Here is an 18740-nt window from a genome sequence, read left to right as displayed (position 1 = left end):
GCAATCCCACCGGACAAAATCGGCAAATACCGCAAAAGATCCGATGCAGAGGCGACAAGAGGGCAAATATGGGAATCGTGTTTCGCTGGTTATTGCGCCTGGCGGTTGGGCTGGTCGTGCTGATCGTTCTCGCCGTCGGGCTGGTCTACTACCTGGCCAGCCGGTCGTTGCCGAATTACAACCAGACGGTCGAGGTCGTGGGGCTGGAAGCTCCGGTCGAGATCGTGCGCGACAACGCCAATGTTCCGCATATCTTTGGCGGCTCCGACGGCGATGTTTTCTTTGGGCTGGGCTATGCCCATGCGCAGGACCGGCTGTGGCAGATGACAATCCTGCGCCGCACCGCGCAAGGCCGTCTGTCCGAAATCCTGGGAACGCGTACGGTCAGCTATGATCGGTTGCTGCGCCGCCTGGATCTGTACCGGCTGGCGGTGCAATCGCTTGAGGACCAGGACGCGGCGACGCAACAGGCCTTGTCGGCCTATGCCGCCGGGGTCAACGCCCGGCTGGCCGAGATCAACCGCGAGGCACTGGGGCGCGGAGCCCCCGAGATGTTCCTGTTCAATGCCCCGATTGCGCCCTGGTCGCCGGCGGATTCGCTGGCCATCGTCAAGCTGATGGCACTGCGCCTGACCGGGCAGGTCGGCGAAGAGGTGCTGCGCGCGCGGGTGGCGTTGATGTTGAACGACCCCGCCCGGCTGATGGATATATTGCCGGATGCCCCCGGCACCGGGGTTGCCGCCTTGCCGGAATATGCCAGCCTGTTTCCCGATGCGCCGCGCTATACTGCCACCGTGCCCAGATCGGACGATCCGTTGTCGCCGGTGGCACCACGCGGTCTGGCCGGGGCCAGCAATACCTGGACTGCGGCGCCGTCACGTTCGGCCTCGGGGGGGACGCTGTTGGCCAATGATCCGCATTTGCCGCTTTCGGCCCCGTCGATCTGGTATCTGGCGCGACTGGAGCTGGCCGGCGGCGGTGTCATCGGTGGGACGATCCCCGGTGTGCCGGTGGTTCTGACCGGACGCAGCGCGCGGCTGGGCTGGGGGCTGACGTCGTCGCATCTGGACGATCAGGACGTGTTCATCGAACAGCTGAACCCGGACAACCCCGAGGAATACCTGACCCCTGAAGGGTACAAGACGTTCGAAAGCCGCCCCTCGATCATCAAGATCAAGGACGCGCCGCCGATCACCCTGACCCTGCGCTGGACCGACAATGGGCCGGTGCTGCCCGGCAGCGACTTTGATCTGGGCGCGGTGACGCCGCCGGGCCATGTGGCGTCTCTGAGCTGGACCGCGCTGAGCCCCGATGACACGTCGGTGTCCGCCGCGATCGCACTGATGGGGGCGGGTACGGTGCAAGAGGCCATCGCCATCGCCGAGAGGTTTCTGGCACCGTCGCAGAACCTGTCCCTGGTCGATCAGGACACCATCGCGATGAAGCTGATCGGAACTGTGCCCAAACGCGACCCCAGCCATCAGACCCAGGGGCGGATGCCATCGCAGGGCTGGCTGGCCGAGAACCTCTGGCAGGGGCGGATGCCCTATGCGCAGAACCCGGAATTCGTCTCGCCGCGCGGGGGTATTCTGGGCAACACCAACAACAAGGTGGTGGACCGGCCGTTTCCGAACCACATTTCGTTCAATTGGGGCGATACCCAGCGGGTGACCCGCTGGCAGCGGCTGATGCAGTCGCGCCAGGTCCACACCCGCGACAGCTTTATCGAGGCGCAGCTGGACACGGTCAGCGTCACCGCCCGTACGCTGCTGCCGCTTATCGGGGCCGACCTGTGGTTCACCGGCGAGGCCGCGCCCGAAGGCACGCCCCAGCGGCAACGCCAGATCGCGCTGTCGCTGTTGGCGGACTGGAATGGGCAGATGAACGAGCACCTGCCCGAGCCGCTGATCTATGCGGCCTGGGTGCGGGCGTTGCAGGACCGGCTGATCCGGGACGAGCTTGGCCCGCTGGCGGACGAATTCACCCGTGTCTCTCCACTGTTCATCGAGCGGGTCTATCGCGATGTCGAGGGGGCCGCGGTCTGGTGCGATGTGCGCAATAGCGCGCCCAAGGAGACCTGTACCGACATGGCGCGGCTGGCGCTGGACGACGCGCTGATCTGGATCGGCGAAACCTATGGCACCGCGCTGGAAAGCCTGCGCTGGGGCGACGCGCATCAGGCCCGGCAGGATCACGAGGTTCTGTCCGAGGTGCCGGTGCTGCGCTATTTTGTCAATATCCGCCAATCCACCAGCGGCGGCGACAACACGCTGCTGCGGGGAGCTACGTCCGGACGCGGTCCGGAACCGTTTCAGAACGTACATGGGGCGGGATATCGCGGCGTCTACGATTTTGCCGATCCGGACAGTTCCGTGTTCATTACCTCGACCGGGCAGTCGGGGCATTTCCTGTCGCGTTATTATGACGATCTGGCACAGCTGTGGCGGCGCGGCGAATATATCCCGATGTCGCTGGACGAGGGTCTGGCGCGCGCGGCGTCGGTTGGCGTCACAATACTGACCCCGCAGGAAAAATAGATCCGGCACCCGCGCGCCGGCATGTTGCAGGGGTGCGGGTTATAACACCGCGAACTGCGCCTGTTGGCGCGGGGTCCACAGGACGGTGATGTCAAACCCGTCGTCGGTCTGGGTCTCGGATTGCACCAGATCCTGTGCGAACAACCAGGCGCGGCGCTTGCCGTCGGCAAAGGTCAGATGCAGGTCGGCCAGCAGCCGAACGCCCTGCAGCGCCGTGGCAATCGCGCTCAGAAGGGCCGCGATTCCCTCGCCGGTCAAGGCCGAAACCGCGTGAATGTTGTCATCGCGCCCCGCCCGCGCCAGCGCGGCATCGCGTGCATCGGGCGCCAGCAGATCCAGCTTGTTCCAGACCTCGATCTGCGGGCGTTCGGTGTCCACCCCCAGCGACGTCAGAATCGCGTCGACGTCGCGGGCCTGGGCCTCGGTATCGGCATGGCTGATGTCGCGCACATGCACGATCAGATCCGCGCCCAGCACCTCTTCCAGGGTGGCGCGAAAGGCGGCGACCAGCTCGGTTGGCAGATCGCTGATAAAACCCACGGTGTCGGACAGGATCACTTCGGGGCCGTCCGGCAACCCCAGCCGCCGCATGGTCGGATCCAGCGTGGCAAACAGCATGTCCTTTGCCATCACGTCAGCCCCGGTCACGCGGTTGAACAGGGTCGATTTGCCGGCGTTGGTATATCCCACCAGCGCGACGATGGGGTACGGAACCTTGGCCCGTGCGGCGCGGTGCAGCGTGCGGGTCTTGACCACCTTGTCGAGTTGCCGGCGCAGGCGCACCAACTGCTCGTCGATGGCGCGGCGGTCGGCTTCGATCTGGGTTTCGCCCGGTCCGCCGACAAAGCCCAAACCGCCGCGCTGACGTTCCAGGTGGGTCCAGGCCCGCACCAGCCGGGTGCGCTGATAGGACAGCGCCGCCATTTCCACCTGCAACACGCCTTCGCGGGTCGCGGCACGGTCGGAAAAGATTTCGAGGATCAGGCCGGTGCGGTCCAACAGCTTGACCCCCCAGGCTTTTTCCAGGTTGCGTTGCTGCACCGGGCTGACCTGCCCGTCCACCAGAACCAGCTCGATATCCTGCGCCTGGAACCGGGAGCCCAGTTCCTCGATCTTGCCTTTGCCGAACAACATTCCGGCATGGGCCTTGGGCAGGCGCACGATTTCGGAGCCGATCACCTCGAGATCCGGCAGGGCCGCAGCCAGCGCGACGGCCTCGTCCAGCGCCGGTTCGGCGGGACGTCGGGAATTGTCCGATTTGATGTCGGGATGCAATACCCAGGCGCGGGTGCGAATCCGGTCGTGATGCATCAAGTGGCGTCTTCGCCCTCATACAGGCTGATCGGCTGGGCCGGCATGATGGTCGAAATCGCATGCTTGTAGACAAGCTGGGATTGACCGTCACGGCGCAGCAGAACGCAGAAATTGTCGAACCAGGTGATGACGCCCTGCAATTTGACGCCGTTGATCAGAAAAATCGTGACCGGGACTTTGGTTTTACGTACATGGTTCAGGAACGCGTCCTGAAGATTTTGTCTATCAGATGCCATTATTCAAATTCTCGCCGTTGTTCTTGCCACGTACCGCGTCTCGGTACACCCCTGATGTGCGAGTATGTCGCGCCGCGCGGGGAACTTCCACCCAAAAAATCAACCTGTTGTATGCTTGCCAGCCGCACCTTACCGGTTGCGCCACAGATCCGGCGTGAAAAGTGCGATGATGGCCAGGGTTTCGAGCCGTCCCAGAACCATCGCGACGCACATGACCGCCTTGGCCCAGGGGCCAAGTTCGACCAGCCGGATCGGCGTTTGCGCCGCCACCTCGATTAACGGGCCGGTGGTGGACAGGGTTGCGATACTGAGCACCATGGCATTTTCGAACGACACCCCCAGCGCCGTCAGCGCCAGGCAGATCACTGTCAGCGACATGGCGAACAGCATGAAGAAGACCCAGGCGATAAAGGCGCCGTCGCGCTGGATGCGGTCGCCGCTCTTGATGCTGCTGACCGATGACGGATGCACCAGAAGCTGCATCTCGCGCAGCCCGTTGAGATACAGCGCATAGACCCGCAGCAGCTTGACCCCCCCGGCAGTGGTGGCAACCCCGCCGCCGATCACCGCCAACCCCAGCAGGATCAGTCCGGGCGTGCCCAACCCGGACCATTGGCGCGCCTCATCCCAGTCCGCACTTTCAAATCCGGTGGTGGTCAGAAACGACATCACCGTGAACACAGCCCCCCACAACGCACGCAGGGCCTGCGACAGATCCTCGGTTGCGCCGATTTCGAGCGAAGCCAGCCAGTGGCGCAGGAACAGCAGCACCGGCAGCCCGACAATCAGCAACAGCGCGATGCGGAACTCGGGATCCTTGTCCAGCCGCGCCGAGGCCGCGCCCGAGGTGTCGGTGGAAAAGGTCAGCCGCGACAGGGCAAAGAACAGAAACAGGAACATCAGCGCCTCGCCCGCGATCCCGGCGCTGGCTCCGTTCATGCCGCCGACCGGCGAGATGCCCGAGGTCGCCATCACCGACATCGCATGGCTCAGGGCGGTCAGAGAGGTTTCGCCGCTGATCAGCAGCAGCATCCACAGGATCAGGGTCAGAGCGGTGTAGATCGGGACCAGAGTCACACTGATGCGCAGCAGCCGCTTGCGCGGATCGGCGCGTTGCATGCGGGTCGCGCCGGAAATGCCCCGCCCCGGCTGTCCCCGGGCCGTCACCTCGAACCCGCCCAGACTGAGCGGAGCCAGAATCGCCGAGGCCGCGACCCACATCATCATGCCACCCATCCAGCCGACCTGAGCGCGCCACAGATGCAGCGGCGGCGACAGGCGCGCAGGATCGGCGAACAGATCGGCACCGGTGGTGGTGATCGCACTGACCATGTCGAAATAGGCGTTCAGAAAACTGGTGGTCTGCAACGCGTCATGCATCGGAATCGCCAGATATACCGGCAGCAGCGCAAAGGCAAAGAGCAGCGACATCAATTGCCCCAGGGTGCCGAACCGGGGGGTTCGCCCGCCCAGCGACAACGCAATCAGGATAACGCAGACCAGCCCCAGCAGGCCGGAATAGAAGAACGACTGCGAGGCCGGGTGGTTGTTGCGCACCACGGCATAGGACGCCGGCACGAACATCGAGGCCGCGAACAACCCCCAGATCAGCAGCGACAGCGGCAGGCGCATGAGCAGGCCCGATGAAGACTGTTGCGTCTGCATGGTCAGAAGAAGTCGATCGAGACCTGCATCAGCCGCTCGACCTCGGGCACGTCGTTGGCCATTGCAAAGATCGCGATCACGTCCCGTTCCTCGATCCGCATACCGCCGACGGGGCGCATCACCTCGCCTTCGCGCATCACCGCACCGACCAGCGCGCCTTCGGGGAAGTCGATGTCGCGGATGCGCTGCCCGGCCATCGGCGAGGTCGACATCACCTCGGCCTCGATCACCTCGGCCTCGGCATCGCCGATGGAATAGACCGCGCGCACCCGCCCGTGGCGGATATGGCGCAGAATCGAGCTGACGGTGGTGGCGCGCGGGTTGATATAGGCGTCGATCCCCAACGGACCCATCAGGGGCACCAGCGTCGGATCGTTGATCAGCGCGATGGCATAGGGGCAGCCTTCGGCCTTGGCGCGCACACAGGCCAGCATATTGGTCTTATCGTCGTCGGTTACCGCCAGCATGGCATCGGCGCGGTCGATCCCGGCCTCGTTGAGCAGTGCCGAATCCAGCCCGTCGCCATGCAGCACGATGGTGCGCTCCAGCGCGTCGGCGGCCAGTTCGGCAGAGGCCCGGCTGCGTTCTATCACCTTGGCGCGGGTGCGGATGGCGCGGCCTTCCAGCGCCTTGGCCACGGTCAGTCCGACATTGCCGCCCCCGACGATCACCAGACGCTCCTGCTTTTTCTGGACCTTGCCGAATATCTCCATCGTGCGGCCGATATCGTCGGTATGGACAAAGACATAGCAATCGTCGCCGACAAACAGCTGGTCATTCGGCTCGGGGGCGAACAGGCTGCCGTCGCGGCGCACGCCCACGACGATGGACCGCAGGGTCGAGAACAGGTCGGTCAGCTGGCGCAGGGGCGTGTTCACGACCGGGCAGTCTTCGTCGATGGTGATGCCCAACAGCTGTGCCTTGCCACCCATGAAGGTTTCGGTGTCAAACGCCGCCGGGGCCGACAGGCGCTGCATCGCGGCGGCGGCGACTTCGCGTTCGGGGCTGATCACCACGTCGATCGGCAGATGGTCGCGGCGGTAGAGATCGGAATAGATTGCCGTGAGATAGGATTGCGCTCGCAGCCGCGCGATCTTGCGCTGGATCGAGAACACCGAATGCGCCACCTGGCAGGTGACCATGTTGACTTCGTCGGAATGGGTGGCGGCGATGATCATGTCCGCATCCCGCGCCCCGGCGCGGTCCAGCACATCGGGATAGCTGGCAAAGCCGGAAACGCCCTGCACATCCAGCGTGTCGGTGGCACGGCGTACAAGATCGGTGTTGCTGTCCACCACGGTGACGTCGTTCTGTTCGCCCGACAGGTGCCGCGCGATCTGCCAGCCGACCTGACCGGCACCGCAAATGATGACCTTCATGCGCTTTTGCCCTTTGGCCCGGTGGTTTCGCCGCGAGTTCAGCGATCCTGTGCATGACAGATGCCCCCAGAGCGGTCAATTCAATTGTCACCCGCAGCGATCTGGGGCAGACTGCGGCCATGAGAGCCATTTTTCGGATTATCGTGGCGGGGCTTGCGCTTGGTGCGTGTGGGCCGCTGTCGCTCTACTATCGCCCCGGGGTGTCGGTCAGCCGGATGGAAACCGATACCACACAGTGCGAAGTGGCCGCGTTGCGCGATGCGCCGGTGGCCAACCAGATCCGCCAAAGCCCGCCGATCTATTTTCCCGGCGGGCGGTATTGCACCGGCGGGGGCTGCTATGCTGCGCCGGGATATTGGGCCGGCGGCGGCGTGTACACCGTGGATTTGAACAGCGATCTGCGCCAACGCGTCCTGGATATGTGCATGGCCGAAAAGGGCTATCAGCCGGTCAGTGTGCCGCGCTGCCCGGAGGCGGTGGCACGACAGGTTCCGCCCGCCGCCACGCGCACCATGCCCGTCCTGACGCAGGGTTCGTGCGCCGTGGCCAACAAGAACGGCACCTGGCAGATCGTGACACCGCAGGCCCCGACCGCGTCCGAATAACCCGGGGAGGAGCCAGCCCCTTGCGGCAAGGGAGGTGCCGCAAGGGGCTGGGTCTGAACGGCGGTGCGATCCCCGGATCGCAGAATGCCGACACCCAGGGGCTCTAGGTGCTGTCACATGCGAGAGCCTGTTCAGGAGATTTAAAGGACAGCAGAGCGGGACAAGGCGAGCAAGATCATATCGGAAGTGAAAGGCAGCTTTTCTGCGGTCTCTTGAACCGGAGCGACGTCTGAGACGGGTGGTATATCGGTTCAACACCAGTCCGGCGGGCCGACATGACATTCCCGCCGCGGCCGTGGCGGCAGTAGCAACAAATGAGGCATGCGCTTGGGGCCATCTGCCATCGCGGTGTTGATCTTTGAGGATGTGTTGAATGGGACGTTTCTATCCAATCATTCGAATACACGCCTGCCATCGAAGCCGGATGCAGTGTTGCGGCTCGTTGTCGTGACGCCCGACATGCATCGGGTTCATCGTTCAATCTTGCCGTCAGAAACAAACAGCGACTTTGGTTTCAACCTGCCCTGGTGGGATCTCATTCCGGGAACTTTCTCGCGCAGCCAAGCGCAGGCCATAGCGGCATGACCCTCGGCATCGCGTAATTCCGGACACGCCGCGATCTTTGGCTGGATCGCCTGTTGGCTCAGCCCTTTCGCGAACCCGCGTCGGGCTATTGCATCAACAGAGAGCGACCGAAGCAAAACGAAGAGATTTGATTGCTGGCCTTCGCGCGCTGCCGAACGCTTGCAGGATGGGCTCTGGGCGGCCCTTGAGCGGGGCCCCCCGGGGTTCCAGGGTACACAGCGCCATTTGCCGTAAATACCCGGGCATTCGGGGCCCCTATTCGGCGGCCTCGGCGGTCTGTTCGTCCACATGTGCCACGCGTGCGCCCGATTTGGACGAGGTCACCACCCCCAGCGATTTCAGCTTGCGGTGCAAAGCGCTGCGTTCCATGCCGACAAAGCTGGCGGTGCGGCTGATATTGCCGCTGAAGCGGTTGATCTGGGTCAGCAGGTATTCCCGTTCAAAGGCTTCGCGCGCCTCGCGCAGCGGCAGGGTGGCCAGCGCACCGGACAGGACAACGCGGCCCTCTTCCGCCTTCTTGTCTTCGTCGCTGGGCAGTTCGTGGGCCTCGATCGGGCCAGTGCCCTCGCCCAGGATCAGCACCCGTTCGACCAGGTTCTTAAGCTGGCGCACGTTGCCGGGCCAGACCATGGTCTGCATCAGCGCAATCGCCTCATCGGAGAGCGGGCGCAGCGGCAAGCCCTGGTTGGCGTTGCAGACCTGAATGAAATGTGCCGCCAATTCGGGAATGTCCTCGCGCCGCTCTTCCAGCGACGGCACGGCAATCGGCACCACGTTGAGACGATGAAACAGTTCCTGGCGGAACCGTTCAGCGCGGATTTCCTCTTCCAGATTCTTGGTCGTGCTGGAAATCACCCGCAGGTCGACCCGCACCTTGTCATTGCCACCCACCCGCTGGAACTGTTGGTCTACCAGCACCCGCAGGATCTTGGATTGGGTGACGATGGGCATGTCGGCGACCTCGTCGAAATAGACCACCCCGCCATGCGCCTGTTCCAGCAAACCGGATTCGACCCCGCGTTCCGGCGATTCGCGACCGAACAACACCTCCTCCATGCGCTCGGGTTCGATGCTGGCACAATTCACGGTCACAAAGGGCGCGTTGGCGCGGTTGGAATGGGCATGGACATAGCGCGCGGCGATCTCCTTGCCCGAGCCTGCCGGGCCGGTCAGCATGACCCGTCCGTTGGATTTGGTCACCTTGTCCAGATTGCTCAGCAGCCCCCGAAACGCGACGCTGGTGCCGATCATATCAGCAACCGACGTATCGCGATGGCGCAGCGCGCTGTTTTCGCGGCGCAGGCGCGAGGCCTCCATGGCGCGGCGGATCACCACCAGCAGCTGGTCGATGTTGAACGGCTTTTCGATGAAATCGTAAGCCCCCTGTTTGATCGCCGCCACGGCAATTTCGATATTGCCATGGCCAGAGATGATCACAACGGGCACATCCGGGTTGTCGCGCTTGACCGATTTCAGAATGTCGATGCCGTCCATCCGGCTGTCTTTCAGCCAGATGTCCAGGATCAACAACGCCGGCGGTTCGGTGTTGATCGCAGCCATGCAATCGTCGGAATTCCCAGCCATCCGGGTGGGATAACCTTCGTCTTCGAGAATATCGGCGACCAGTTCGCGAATATCGCGTTCGTCGTCCACAATCAGAATGTCACTCATCTGCTTCCTGCCTTTTCTGCGGGTTCCTCGGCCTTGCCGCTATCTTGTTCAGAGGGGGTTTTACGTGGGAGGATATTGGTGAAACGGATCACCGCCATCGCTCCGAAATGGGATTGACCGTCAAACACCGGCGCATCCTGCAAGGTCAGGGTGCCGCCATGCTCTTCGACGATCTTGCGCACGATGGGCAGGCCCAGTCCGGTCCCGGCGTCGCGCGTGGTCACATAGGGTTCAAACAGGCGGGCGCGGTCCTCGGGCAGGCCGATCCCGTTGTCCGCGATGGTAATTTCACACCCCTGATCGAAGACCGACAGCCGGACGTGAATTTGCGGATCCAGCTCTTCTGGAGGATTTTTTTCCTTTAACGTTTCAATGGCTTCACCGGCGTTCTTGATCAGGTTTGTAAGCGCCTGCGAAATCATCGTCGCGTCCAGTTCGGCCAGCACCGGCGCGTTCGGAATATCCGACTGAATGCGCACATCCGGCTGACCGGTCTGCTGCAACAGCACTGCGTCGCGCACCAGCTGGGTCAGATCCTCGCTGCGCCGATCCGGTTCGGGCATACGGGCAAATTTGCTGAATTCGTCCACGATGCGGCGCAGGTCGTTGGTCTGGCGCACGATCACATCGGTCATCGCCACCAGCTTGTCACTGTCTTCGGTCAGCACCGGTGCGAACTTGCGCTTGATGCGTTCGGCGCTGAGCTGAATCGGAGTCAGCGGGTTCTTGATCTCGTGTGCGATGCGCCGGGCCACATCGCCCCAGGCCGCCATCCGCTGGGCGCTGACCAGATCGGTCACGTCGTCGAATGCCACAACATAGCCTTCGAGCTGGCCATCCGCCTCGCGCCGGGTGGCCATGCGCACCAGCAGGTTTTCCTGCCGCCCCTGCCGGATGACCTTGATTTCGCTCTGTGCGATCTCGCCCCCGCCCGCCTGCAGGCTGTCAAACAACGGCCCGAACTCGGGCACCGAAACGGCCAGGGACAGCTTGTGTTCGTCCCCAGACCAGTCCAGCAACCGCTGGGCCGAGCGGTTCACAAACGTCACCCGTCCCTGCGGGTCCAGCCCGACCACCCCCGAGGTCACCGAAGACAGCACCGAATCAAACATCCGCCGCCGCCGTTCGATCTGGTCGGTGTTTTCCAGCAGCCGCTCGCGCTGGCCCTTGAGCTGATGGGTCATCTGGTTGAAGTACCGCCCCAGCATGGCAATTTCGTCGTCGCCCTCTTCCTCGATCACCTGCACGTCCAGATCGCCGCCGCCGACCTTTTGCGCCGCCGTGGTCAACCGCCCCACAGGACGCGACAGCCGTTCGGCGAACCAGATTCCCAACCAGATCGCGGCCAGAATCAGGATCACCGCAAAGCCCAGGTACAGCAGCCCGAATTCGAACAGCACCCGGCCGCGTTCCTTTTCGAGCTGGTGATACAGCAGCGCGGTTTCCTTGGTTTCGTCCAACAGATTCAGGATTGCACCGTCGACGTCGCGGCTGACATAGAGAAACCGGTCGACAAAGGCATCCAGCCGCACCAGGGCACGGAATTCGTTGTTGTCCCAGTCCTGAATGATCAGCAGACCGTCTTCGCTGGCCGCCGCGATCTGCCCCTCGCTGAGTTCTTCGAAATTGAACAGGTATGACCCTTCGCCACGGGCCCGGATGTCGCCGGTGCCATCGATAACATAGGCCTCGCGCAGCCCGCGCTGAATCTGGGCCTGTCCCTGCCCCAGAAGATAGCGCAGTTCGGCGTCGTTCAAAAAAAACGTCGCCTGCCGGGCGTTGTCCAGATACAGCCCCAGAATGCGGGCGTCCTGGGCCAAATTTTCGCGGTGCTCAAGCTCGTACGCCTCGGCGGCGGACAGCGAGGTGCCGACAACCTGCCGCACCCGTTCCGAAAACCAGCCTTCGAGTCCGATATTAACCGTCAGCCCGGCAAAGACCGCCACGATCACGGTGGGAATCAGCGCCAGCAGCGCAAACACCCCGGTCAGCCGCAGGTGCAGGCGCGATCCGGCGGACTTGGCGCGCCGCGCGGCAATCATGCGGGCGATCTGCCCCAGCACCAGCGTGGCCACCACCAGGATATAGACCAGATCGGCCAGCAGGATGAACCGGATGGCCGGGGACGAGGCGCCCTGATCGAACGGCCCCAACACCATGAACGTGGCCAGAGCCAGCGCTGGCCCCAAAAGCACCAGCCCCAATGTGCCAACATTCTTGGCGCGACGCGTATGCCGCCAGCGATTGAAGCTGAGCAATGGCCTGTTCTGTGACCGTGTTGTCACGGTTGCCCTCGTAGTTGATGTGCCGCTTACGCGGCTTACCGCCAGATGTCGTGGTCTGATCCGAGCACCTATATCAGTTGGCGCCCGCTTGCCACGCTTCTGTGGCCTTTTTACATCAACTTACGGCGCCGTGTCACCTCTATATCGAGATCGGTGATTTTCTTGCGAAGGGTATTGCGGTTGATGCCGAGCAGATCAGCGCATTTGGCCTGATTTCCGCCGGTCGCCTCTAAGGCGATTTCGATCAAAGGCATCTCAACCTCACGCAGGATTCTGGCGTAAAGCCCAGGTGGCGGCAGCATATTTCCGTGCAGGTCGAAATAGCGCCGCAGGTGGCGCGCCACCGACCCGGACAGTTTCTCGGCTTCGCCTCCGCCCAGCACCGGCTCTACCTCGGGCTGGTTGCCCAGCACCACCTCGACCTCGGGGCGGGTGATCTCGTCGGCGCGGCTGGTCAGCACCAGACGGCGAATCACATTTTCCAGCTGGCGGACGTTGCCGGGCCAGCTGTACGCGCGAAACAGCGTCTTTGCCTCGGTGCCGAGCCAGCGTTTGGGGCCGCCGTCGCGTTCGCAACGGGTCAGGAAATGATCGGCCAATAGCAACACGTCATCGACCCGTTCACGCAGCGCCGGCAGGTGCAGCGACGCGCCGCTGAGACGGAAATACAGATCCTGACGCACGCGCCCCTGCTCCATCGCGGCGGCCAGATCGCCCTGCCCCGTGGCCATGAAACGCGGCCCATGATCGCCCGGCGCATCCATCATCCGCACGATGCGGGCCTGAATCTCGTCGTCCAGATCGGCGATCTCGTCGATCAGGATGGTGCCGCCCCTGACCCGCGCCAGCACCCGCGCCGGGCCTTCCAGTTCCTGCAAATCCGCCGCGCCGGCGGTGACAAAGGGCAAGGTGCGCCGATCGGAAAAGTCGTGGATCGCCCGCGCGATCAGCGACTTGCCGGTGCCGCTTTCGCCCGAAATCAGCACCGGCAGATCGGTGTTCATCACCTTGGCCACCAACCGGTACAGCGCCTGCATCACGGGGGTGCGCCCGACCAGCGGCAGATCGTCGGGGCGCTCGGCCCGTTCGGTGTCATTGCTGGCGGGGGTACGGCGTTTCAGGTCCAGCGCCCGCGCCGTGCGTTTCATCAGGTCGGGCAGATCGAACGGCTTGGGCAGGTAATCATAGGCCTCGGCCTCGGCGGCCTGGATCGCGGTCATGATGGTGTTCTGCGCCGAGATCACGATCACCGGCAGGTCCGGACGATCCTGGGCGATACGCGGCAGCATTTCCAGCCCGTTGCCGTCCGGCATCATCACGTCGCTGATCACCACGTCGCCCTTGCCCTCGCCCACCCAGCGCATCAGCGTGGTCAGCGAGCTGGTGGCGTGAACCCGGCAGCCGGCGCGGGTCAGCGCCTGGGTCAGCACGGTGCGGATCGTGCGGTCGTCATCGGCAACCAGAACGGTTCCATCCATCAGGACCTCTCCTCGTGTTCAGCGACATGCGGTGCCCGCGGCAGGGACAGGCGAAAGACGGTGCGCCCCGGCACCGAGGTGACCGAGATCCAGCCGCCGTGGTCCGAGACGATCTTGCTGACCAGCGCCAGCCCCAGCCCGGTGCCGTTTTCGCGGCCCGACACAAACGGGTCGAACACGTCGTCGCGGATCTTGTCGGGCAGACCGGGGCCGTCGTCGATGATTTCGACCTGCAAGGGCAGGCACTGGCCAGAGCCGTCGGAGCGGCGCAGGCGAAAGGAATGTTCGTAATAGCTGTGCATGCGGATGGTGCCGCCACCGGGATCGGCGGCCTCGGAGGCATTGCGCAGCAGGTTCAACACCACCTGCAACAGCTGATCGGGATCGCCCAGCGCCATCGGCAGCGATGGATCGTAATCCTCAACGATCTTCATATGCGCGCCGAATCCCAGCAGCGCCGAGCGCCGGGCGCGGTCCAGAACGTCGTGCAGGTTGACCGAACGCAGATCGGGCGGGCTGAGATTGCCGAACTGCTCGACCTGTTCGAGCAGTTTCACGATGCGCCGGCTTTCGGCAACGATCAGATCTGTCAGTTCCAGGTCATCGGGCGGCAGGTTCATGCTGAGCAATTGCGCCGCCCCCGTGATACCTGCCAATGGGTTCTTGATTTCATGCGCCAGCATCTCGGCCATGCCAATGGCGGATTGGGCAGCGGATTTGACCGAATGGCTTTGGGTCATGCGCCCGGCCAGCTCACGTGGCGACACCAGCAGGATCATGCTGCCCGGACTGTCCAGCAGGGGCGCGATCTGCAGGTTGCATTGCAGCGGCGGACGGCTGCCCGACCCCGCATCGATGTCGTTGACAAACAGCGGCGTTCCATTGGCGCGGGCCCGGGAAAACGCCTCTTCGATCGGGGCGTCGATGGCGATCTGGTCCCAGACCGGGCTGCCTTGCACCGACCGTGCCGAAGCATTCAAAAAGCCTTCGCCCGCCGAATTGGTGTCGACGATCCTGTCCTGTGCGTCGATGAGAAAGGCAGGCACCGGCAACGAGGCCCAGATAGCGGAGTCAGCGGTCATGCGGCGGCCCGCGCAGGCGGCATGAGGGCACGGGGCAACAGCAGCAGCACCTGCGCCGGATCGCGGGCGGTCAGGACCTGACGGCGCAACCCCGGCTCTGTGCCGACGTGATCCATGTACCAGCCCAGATGTTTGCGTGCGACGCGCAGCCCGAGATCGGTGCCATAGAATGACAGCATGGACTGATAGTGGTCCGCGACCAGATCCGCCAGATCTGTGCCTTGCGGTATCGTCGGCGCGGGGCTGCCCCAGAGGCCGTGGGCGATCTGCGCCAGCCTCCAGGGCATACCCTGAGCCCCACGGCCGACCATCACCCCGTCCGCCCCCGATTGCGTCAGCGCAGTGCGCGCGGTGGTGGTGTCAACAATGTCACCGTTGGCGATCACCGGTATCGTCACCGCGTCCTTGATCGCGGCAATCGCGGCCCAGTCAGCGCTGCCCTTGTAGAACTGGCAGCGGGTGCGCCCGTGGATCGTGACCATGCGCACCCCGGCGTCTTGGGCACGGCGGGCCACATCGGCGGCGTTCAGGCAATCGCGGTCCCATCCCAGCCGGGTTTTCAGCGTCACCGGCACATCCACCGCCTCCACCACCGCCTGGATCAGCCGCAGCGCGTGGTCGGGTGTTTTCAACAGCGCCGAGCCGGAATAGCCATTGGTCACCCTTTTGGCCGGACAGCCCATGTTGATATCGATGATCGCGGCCCCCCGGTCGGCGACCTGCCGCGCGGCCTCGGCCATCCAATGCGCCTCGCGTCCGGCAAGTTGCACGGCGGTATTGGCCACATCGGCGCCGAGTTCGGCGCGTTCGCGCACGCCGGGCTTGGCCTGGACCATTTCCTGGCTGGCGACCATCTCGCTGACCACCAGACCGGCGCCAAAGCGCAGGACCAGATCGCGGAACGGGCGGTCGGTGATTCCGGCCATCGGGGCCAAGAGCACGGGCGGCGTTTGCGAGCTATGGTGTAACTGTGGGATCAAGTGAGCGAACCTTGTGCGAATGCCTGCGGTTTAGCCGGATCGGCATCGGCGCACAATCGGAACCCCGGCACAAACGCCCTGCAAAAGTGCATCTGCCTATTTTTTAGGCATTCGTGCGGGGGCGATTGCCTCACCCGGCATCACGTCCTAAACACATGGCCTGATTCACCCTCAGGAAATGAACCCCGATGACCATCGCCGCCCTTATCGTCGCTGCCGGGCGCGGGACACGTGCCGGGGGAGTCAGCCCCAAGCAATGGCGCACCCTGGCCGGGGATACAGTGGCCGGACACACCGTGCGGGCCTTTGAACGCAGCCCAAGGATCGCACGGATCGTGGTGGTGCTGCATCCCGACGATATGGGCCGGGGCGTGGCATTTTCCGCACAGGGATGCCTTGTGGCCCAGGGCGGCCATGATCGCGCCCAATCGGTGCGCAACGGGTTGGAGGCGCTGACAGGCACCGGCACCAGCCGTGTTCTGATCCATGATGTGGCGCGCCCCTGTGTGTCTCAGGCGGTGATCGAAGCGGTCATCGACGCCTTGGACGGCGCACCGGGCGCGGCCCCGGCGCTTGCGGTCACCGATGCGCTTTGGACCGGGGCCGATGACGTGGTCACCGGCACGCGCGAGCGCGATGGATTGTTTCGCGCCCAGACACCGCAGGGGTTTCATTTGGCCGCCATTCGCGCCGCCCATGCGGCACATCCGGGCGGGGCAGCCGACGATGTCGAAGTGGCGCGTGCCACCGGGATGACGGTTGTCATCGTGCCCGGCGATGAGGACAATCTGAAAATCACCCTGCCCGGCGACTTTGCCCGGGCCGAACGCATATTGAGGGATCGCGATGGACATTAGGCTGGGCAACGGATTTGACGTGCATCGCTTTGGCCGAGGGGATTGCGTGGTGCTGTGCGGCATCGAAGTCCCACACGATCAGGGGCTGGTCGGGCATTCCGATGCGGATGTCGGCATGCACGCGCTGACCGATGCGATTTATGGCGCGCTGGCGCGGGGAGATATCGGTCAGCACTTTCCGCCCGGCGACGCGCAATGGAAAGGCGCCGCCAGCGACATCTTTCTGCGCCATGCCGTCGATCTGGCGGCGGAGATGGGGTTTGCGCTCAACAATGCCGACATCACCCTGATCTGCGAACAGCCCAAGATTGGTCCGCATGCCCCGGCGATGCGCTCACGGCTGTCCGAAATCACCGGGCTGGACATCGACCGGGTGTCAGTCAAGGCGACCACCTCGGAGCGGTTGGGGTTCACCGGGCGCGGCGAAGGCATTGCGGCGATTGCCACCGCGACGCTGGTGGCGGCATGAAACGGCTGGCGCAACTGATCGCCACGGTTGGCGGGGTCGGCTATCTGCGTCCGGCTCCGGGCACATGGGGATCGCTGGCCGCCCTGCCGCTGGGCTGGGTTATCCATGTGATCGGGGGCTTTCCGCTGATGCTGATCGCGGTCGTCGCAACCTTTCTGAAAGGGCTGTGGGCCACACGCGTGATGACCAAGGGCGCACAGGACCACGACCCGTCGGAGATTGTCATCGACGAGGTTGCAGGCCAGCTGATCGCGCTGCTGCCGCTGAGCTACGCAGCCTGGAACATGGATCTGGACATCGCCCGGCTGTGGCCGGGCTGGATCGCGGCCTTTGTGCTGTTTCGGCTGTTTGACATCACCAAGCCCTGGCTGGTGGGCTGGGCGGACCGGCGCGACGACGCCATGGGCGTGATGCTGGATGACGTGATTGCGGGGGTATTTGCCGCCATCGGGGTGATCGTGCTGGCCGGGCTGGCGCATGGGGTGATGGGGCTGTGACGGTTGCCGCCCTCCTGGAGCGCGCCCGTCGCGCCGGTGTGCGCATCGCCACCGCCGAAAGCTGTACCGGGGGTATGGTCGCCGCGGCGCTGACCGACGTGGCCGGATCCTCGGACGTGGTGGATCGCGGGTTTGTCACCTATTCCAACGCGGCCAAACAGGATCTTCTGGGTGTACGGGCCGACACCCTGCAGGCGGTTGGCGCAGTCAGCGAAGACGTGGCGCGCGAGATGGCCGAAGGGGCGCTGCACCGTGCGCCGGTACAGGTTGCGGTGTCGATCACCGGGATCGCCGGACCGGGCGGCTCTGAATTCAAGCCCGAGGGACGGGTCTGTTTCGGTCTTGCGGTGCAGGGCAACCCAACCCGGGTTGAGACCATCGAGTTCGGCGCACCGGGACGGGCACAGGTGCGTGCGGCGGCCCGCGACCATGCATTGGCGTTGCTGGAGCGGGGCATTTCCCTGATCGAACGGAAATTGGGCACCTGACCCTTTTGGCTGCCCCCTTTTTCCGCGGTTGCGCAATTGCCCGTTTTTTGCGCCGCCCAGGCGGGCTTGCCACTTTTCCCCGCCTGCTGTCGGCCTTAACCCCCGGTAGCAAACCGCGAAGGGGAAATACCTGCGAATGCAGCCGATACAGCCTGGATCATTGTGGCCACGGCGTTGGTCCTGTTCATGACCTTGCCGGGGCTGGCGCTGTTTTATGGCGGGCTGGTCGGCATCGTTACCGGCACCATCGCCGGGCTGGCCTCGATCACCCCGGCATCGGGATTTGTCGGCCCCGTCGAGGCCCTGGTCATCGGTGCCGTCGCCGGGGTGCTGTGCCAGGAAGCGGTAAATCTGGTACGCAATGTGCTGAGGATCGACGACACGCTTGACGTCTTTGCGGTTCACGGGGCGGGTGGGATCTTTGGTACACTCATGATCGCGGTATTCGGCGCGGGCACCTGGCCATCGTCGGCCTGTTCACCACGGTGGTGACGGTTGTCTTGGTCGAGCTCGTCGGTGTCATCACCCCGTTGCGTGTCGATGCAGAAAGCCAAAGCGATGGTCTGGACCTCAGTGCGCATGGTGAGCGCGCCTATGAGTTCAGCCGCTGAC

General features: G+C 64.1%; 14 protein-coding genes and 2 pseudogenes. 7 read left to right on the top strand and 9 right to left on the bottom strand.

What is annotated here, in order from left to right; genetic code table 11:
• Positions 1 to 68 precede the first annotated feature (68 nt).
• Positions 69 to 2537 carry a penicillin acylase family protein gene (locus NANH_RS0102700; RefSeq protein WP_027260657.1) on the top strand — a complete coding sequence of 823 codons (2469 nt, stop codon included), beginning with the start codon at positions 69 to 71 and terminating at the stop codon, positions 2535 to 2537.
• A 39-nt stretch (positions 2538 to 2576) separates the two neighbouring features.
• On the opposite strand, the gene hflX is transcribed toward NANH_RS0102700, so the two are convergent.
• The 4 genes from hflX to trkA form a co-directional block, all read right to left on the bottom strand.
• Positions 2577 to 3848 (bottom strand): GTPase HflX, encoded by a 1272-nt coding sequence (gene hflX / locus NANH_RS0102695; RefSeq protein WP_027260656.1) that lies wholly within the window; start codon positions 3846 to 3848, stop codon positions 2577 to 2579.
• Positions 3848 to 4087, bottom strand: coding sequence for an RNA chaperone Hfq (hfq, locus tag NANH_RS0102690; protein WP_027260655.1), 240 nt, complete (start codon positions 4085 to 4087; stop codon positions 3848 to 3850). The genes hflX and hfq overlap by 1 nt, the downstream gene beginning before the upstream one ends.
• Before the next feature lie 129 nt (positions 4088 to 4216).
• Positions 4217 to 5719: a TrkH family potassium uptake protein gene (locus NANH_RS0102685; RefSeq protein ID WP_245601383.1), complete on the bottom strand. Its 1503-nt coding sequence runs from the start codon at positions 5717 to 5719 to the stop codon at positions 4217 to 4219.
• A gap of 35 nt (positions 5720 to 5754) precedes the next feature.
• Positions 5755 to 7131, bottom strand: coding sequence for a Trk system potassium transporter TrkA (gene trkA, locus NANH_RS0102680; protein ID WP_027260653.1), 1377 nt, complete (start codon positions 7129 to 7131; stop codon positions 5755 to 5757).
• Positions 7132 to 7250: 119 nt separating this feature from the next.
• Here trkA and NANH_RS0102675 point away from each other — a divergent pair, with 119 nt between their 5' ends.
• Together NANH_RS0102675 and NANH_RS25240 are read left to right on the top strand one after the other, a co-directional pair.
• Complete coding sequence (locus tag NANH_RS0102675) at positions 7251 to 7736, top strand: hypothetical protein (RefSeq protein ID WP_027260652.1); 486 nt, start codon at positions 7251 to 7253, stop codon at positions 7734 to 7736.
• Between the two features lie 321 nt (positions 7737 to 8057).
• Positions 8058 to 8321 carry a sterol desaturase family protein gene (locus tag NANH_RS25240; protein ID WP_027260651.1) on the top strand — a complete coding sequence of 88 codons (264 nt, stop codon included), beginning with the start codon at positions 8058 to 8060 and terminating at the stop codon, positions 8319 to 8321.
• Between the two features lie 255 nt (positions 8322 to 8576).
• Here NANH_RS25240 and ntrX read toward each other — a convergent pair whose 3' ends face one another.
• From ntrX to dusB, 5 genes are all read right to left on the bottom strand, one after another.
• On the bottom strand, positions 8577 to 9992 hold the full coding sequence (ntrX, locus tag NANH_RS0102665) for a nitrogen assimilation response regulator NtrX (protein WP_027260650.1): 1416 nt from the start codon (positions 9990 to 9992) through the stop codon (positions 8577 to 8579).
• Positions 9989 to 12277, bottom strand: coding sequence for a sensor histidine kinase NtrY-like (locus NANH_RS25235; RefSeq protein WP_036049295.1), 2289 nt, complete (start codon positions 12275 to 12277; stop codon positions 9989 to 9991). Before NANH_RS25235 ends, ntrX begins: the two co-directional genes overlap by 4 nt.
• Positions 12278 to 12387: 110 nt before the next feature.
• Positions 12388 to 13755 (bottom strand): response regulator, encoded by a 1368-nt coding sequence (locus NANH_RS0102655; RefSeq protein ID WP_027260649.1) that lies wholly within the window; start codon positions 13753 to 13755, stop codon positions 12388 to 12390.
• Complete coding sequence (locus NANH_RS0102650) at positions 13755 to 14837, bottom strand: two-component system sensor histidine kinase NtrB (protein WP_027260648.1); 1083 nt, start codon at positions 14835 to 14837, stop codon at positions 13755 to 13757. The genes NANH_RS0102655 and NANH_RS0102650 overlap by 1 nt, the downstream gene beginning before the upstream one ends.
• The gene (gene dusB / locus NANH_RS0102645) at positions 14834 to 15763 is read right to left on the bottom strand and encodes a tRNA dihydrouridine synthase DusB (RefSeq protein ID WP_051372208.1); all 930 of its coding nucleotides are present in this window, start codon (positions 15761 to 15763) and stop codon (positions 14834 to 14836) included. Before dusB ends, NANH_RS0102650 begins: the two co-directional genes overlap by 4 nt.
• 242 nt (positions 15764 to 16005) lie before the next feature.
• On the opposite strand from dusB, the pseudogene NANH_RS29205 reads away from it, so the two are divergent.
• From NANH_RS29205 to NANH_RS25230, 4 genes and pseudogenes are all read left to right on the top strand, one after another.
• Positions 16006 to 17143, top strand: a pseudogene (locus NANH_RS29205) (bifunctional 2-C-methyl-D-erythritol 4-phosphate cytidylyltransferase/2-C-methyl-D-erythritol 2,4-cyclodiphosphate synthase).
• Complete coding sequence (locus NANH_RS0102630) at positions 17140 to 17640, top strand: phosphatidylglycerophosphatase A family protein (RefSeq protein ID WP_027260644.1); 501 nt, start codon at positions 17140 to 17142, stop codon at positions 17638 to 17640. The pseudogene NANH_RS29205 and the gene NANH_RS0102630 overlap by 4 nt, the downstream one beginning before the upstream one ends.
• Positions 17637 to 18128 (top strand): CinA family protein, encoded by a 492-nt coding sequence (locus NANH_RS0102625; RefSeq protein WP_027260643.1) that lies wholly within the window; start codon positions 17637 to 17639, stop codon positions 18126 to 18128. The genes NANH_RS0102630 and NANH_RS0102625 overlap by 4 nt, the downstream gene beginning before the upstream one ends.
• Positions 18129 to 18260: 132 nt before the next feature.
• Positions 18261 to 18739, top strand: a pseudogene (locus NANH_RS25230) (ammonia channel protein); the annotation flags it as partial.
• Position 18740: the final 1 nt, after the last annotated feature.

It is taken from the genome of Sedimentitalea nanhaiensis DSM 24252, from assembly GCF_000473225.1.
Lineage (GTDB): Bacteria > Pseudomonadota > Alphaproteobacteria > Rhodobacterales > Rhodobacteraceae > Sedimentitalea > Sedimentitalea nanhaiensis.
The sequence above is the reverse complement of the archived record's forward strand: the minus strand, read 5'-3'. Positions and strand labels throughout refer to the sequence as shown.